This window comes from Oleiphilus sp. HI0117 (genome assembly GCF_001635235.1).
The window spans coordinates 1-3175 of sequence record NZ_LWGA01000414.1 but is presented as its reverse complement, the minus strand read 5'-3'; the positions used below and the strand labels follow the sequence as shown (position 1 = coordinate 3175).

Annotated in this window: 2 protein-coding genes; both read left to right on the top strand. The window is 44.7% G+C overall.

Annotated elements, in window-relative coordinates; all coding sequences use genetic code 11:
- Positions 1-505: 505 nt before the first annotated feature.
- Entirely contained in the window at positions 506-1051 is a 546-nt protein-coding gene (locus tag A3757_RS04915) for a hypothetical protein (protein WP_068552932.1), read from the top strand.
- A 45-nt stretch (positions 1052-1096) separates the two neighbouring features.
- Positions 1097-3175: class I adenylate cyclase (locus A3757_RS04910; RefSeq protein ID WP_068739241.1), on the top strand; the 2079-nt coding region annotated here is incomplete at its 3' end.

Below are 3175 nucleotides of genomic sequence, written 5' to 3'. Positions count from 1 at the left end.
AGGCAGCTCAAGCGCAAGCGCAAGCTTGATTTCCATATCTTCAGAACCTGCATCGATAAGCGCTACCGGCGCATCTAACCAATCAGCCTCGTTAGCCGGTGACATGTTCACATCACAACTAAGNCNTGCCCCTTATGCTTTTCTAGTGTGTTAGTAATGTGTGAGTAATTGAGTTCCAGGTTTTGCTCTTCGCTATACCGAATAAACTGATGCAAGTAAGAGATAGAAGAGAGTACGTTATCGCTCAAGATTGTTTGCCTTGTTGTTCTTGTGAGTATGCTTTTGGGCTAGCTCGATTGTTTAGCGCGAAAATGATAAACAATTATTACATGAAAAAACTATAGTACTAAACTCGCTTAATTTTGAGATATTTTTGTAAGCGTGCTTTGGCTTAGTGATTATTCTTGGTCTAAGCTTATTCGACGCATATTAATATATTAAACTCAGAAAGTGGTCCCTAGGGATAGCCTGCTTTAAATGGAAAGGTGCGCAGACAGCTAACGTTATGAAATCACTAGAAGTAGCACAACATATTCATGTTCTTTATGAAGACTCTTTGAAAGAGCTTCTGGCAAGCCTTAGTTGTGATGTGAACATGTCACCGGCTAACGAGGCTGATTGGTTAGATGCGCCGGTAGCGCTTATCGATGCAGGTTCTGAAGATATGGAAATCAAGCTTGCGCTTGCGCTTGAGCTGCCTATGACTGTACTTGCTATGACCTATCCGGTACCAAACATCACTGTCGTTGATGAGGAGTCCCTGGAAGATTGGATCTCTGAAATGGCCAATCAGTTGATCGGGCGTTTGAAGACAAAGTTAATGTCGCATGAGCAAGAGATTACCTTGGGGCTGCCGACGACGTCTTTTGGTGTTGAGTTGAACGACTTGATTGAACCTGGCCCTACCCGCTTCTCCAGTTATATTGAGGTAGATGGGGAAGCTTGTGCTTTTCACATCGGAGTGGAGTTCTTTTCCGAAGAGATTAGTTTTGTTAGTGAGCCGGTCGTGGTGGAAGATTCGTTGATGGAATCAGAGATCGAGTTATTTTAGTTTTATGGCTGATAAGCCCTTTCTGGATCTGGTAGTAGACTGGGTATGAGCACATTTAAAACCAAATTAGCGCCAGACTATAAAGATGGTGTCGACCGGAAACTCTTAAAGACCATTAAGAACCGTTTTTTGCAGGTCAATGCTGATCGCTTCGAGCGCTGTCGACAGGGCTTGTCTTCCCGACATCAAGATATCCTTTATGTATTGCCTTTACTTTACCACGTTAACCACCCTCTGATGCCGGGTTATGTCGCGCAAGATGCACCCGCCGGCGTGTCGGCTTATCAACCCGATAAAGCAGCTTTAAGTATTGCAAAGTCCTTTAGCCAGACCTTTAAGTTTAAGTCAGGCTCCCGCCAGCTTAGCCAGATACATGCTCTCTACATGATGGGCAGTACTGGAACCTTAGCGCACTCTGAAGCGAGTGATGTGGACTTATGGTTGTGCTTTGACCCTGGCCTGGGCGAAGACGCTATGGCTTCGCTCGCAGAAAAAGCCAAGAAGATAGATGATTGGGCAAACAGTCTAGGCTTGGAGCTTCATACTTTTTTGATGAATGCGGAAAAGTTTAAGGCTGGGCACTTGAATAACCGCATGGATAAAGAAAGTAGTGGTTCTGCACAACATTATTTGCTGCTGGACGAGTTTTATCGTACTGCGATTTTATTAGCGGGGCGTTACCCAATTTGGTGGCTGATTCCACCAAATTTAGAAGGAGAATACGAGGAGAAAGTTGATCTCCTGTTGAGTAAACGTTTTATTAAACAGCAAGAGGTTCTCGATTTTGGTAGCGCTGCGTTTATTCCTAAAAGTGAGTTGATAGGTGCTGGGCTATGGCAGCTATATAAAGGCCTGGACTCGCCCTATAAATCAGTACTGAAAATCTTGCTGGCGGAAGTTTATGCCCAAGAGCTTCCGGAAGCTGAAACTTTGAGTCAGGTTTATAAGCGCGCTGTTTATGATGATGAATTAGGTATTGAAGATCTGGATCCATATCTTCTTGTCTATCAGCGTCTCGAAGCTTATTTAAATAAAAGAAAAGAACATAAACGGCTCGATATTGTTCAGAAGAGCTTTTACATTAAAGTTGCGAAAAAACTCTCTCGATCCCCATCGGGAAGGGGGCCTTCATGGCAGAGAAAACTATTGGAAAAAATTGTCCGAACCTGGGGTTGGTCAGAGAGTAAGTTCAGGTACCTGGACTCTCGCGCCAAATGGAAAGTTGATGAGGTTCTGGTCGAGCGCCAAGTCTTAGTGGCAGAGTTGAGTTACTGTTATCGGTTTTTGTCACAGTATGCTCGCACTCATGGTATTCGCTCCAGTATTACCGCTGAAGACCTTAACCTCCTGGGCAGAAAGCTATACGCAAATTTTCAGAAGAAAGCAGGTAAGGTTGAGCGGGTTAATCCGGGTATTGTCGGGGACTTATGGGAAGAGAACCTGGCTATTCACCATACCAGCTCTCAGTTGATGCCAAGTGAGCAAAGCGGCTGGCTGTTATACAGGAATCTAAGTACTGATTCAGATGCTTCGTTTGAAGTGCCCTTGAAGAAATTTACTTCGATGGTGGAGTTACTTGCATGGCTATATTTTAACGGCATTGTAAATAGCTCCACTCGCTTAAGTCTGGTACCGGGTGATACGGGCTACAGGCTACAAGAAGTTCAGCAGATGATTCGTGCTTTGCAGCAAAGTATTAGCGTACCTCTTCCACCAGTGAATCAGGCAAGCTTTGTTAAGGCTGCGCAGGTTACACAGGTGGTCTTGTTTGTGAGCGTTGGTTTAGACCCCATGGAAGAATTAGCGGAACGGGGGATGCAGCGTTTAAGTGATCGTACAGATGCACTCGACTACAGTACCGATCGCTTTAACCTGGTACGCACGATAGATCAAATCAGTATTAATAGCTGGAATGAAGTCAGTGCGCACCGTTTTGAAGTGGGTGATACCCTGATGCAAACCCTGCAGTCTTATTTGCAGATTTGTTTGGCACAGCAAAGTGACTTCGAGTGTGAATTACGTGTATTTTGTTTCTGCCCTCAGCGAGCGAGTATTATTGCTTCGCGTGTTGAAGGTGTCTTTACCTCGATCAAGAAAGCTTTTTTTCCAGATGGACGTGTCCGC

What these genes read in the sequence shown, in the direction of transcription:
- A3757_RS04915 (WP_068552932.1), top strand. Translation starts at nt 506, where the DNA reads ATGAAATCACTAGAAGTAGCACAACATATTCATGTTCTTTATGAAGAC.